Annotated in this window: 1 protein-coding gene; it reads right to left on the bottom strand. The window is 67.0% G+C overall.

The annotated features are described in order from the left end of the window. The coding region (locus ACZ3HG_RS23870) for an aldo/keto reductase (RefSeq protein ID WP_465334870.1) at positions 1 to 267 on the bottom strand (267 nt) is incomplete at both ends.

The raw sequence follows: 267 nt of genomic DNA, 5'->3' as shown, positions 1-267 counted from the left end.
AGGCCCATGCGCTTCAAGCTCTGTTCGCAGCTGGCGATGAGGTGCTTGCGCGCACCGCTGGGACCGCCATAGGGACCGGGCCACATCTGCCAGCCGGCCTTGCTGGAGATGACCAGCTCATCACGGTAGGGCAGGAAATCCTTGGCCATCCAGCGGCCGAAGTTTTCCTCGGCGGAACCGGCCGGGGGACCGTAGTTGTTGGCCAGGTCGAAGTGGGTGACGCCACGGTCGAAGGCGCGGCGCAGCACGGCGCGGCCGGTCTCGAAG

The organism is Erwinia sp. PME.40.26/001 (genome assembly GCF_055556675.1).
Note: the sequence above shows the minus strand (reverse complement) of the source record. Positions and strands in the feature narration are given on the sequence as shown.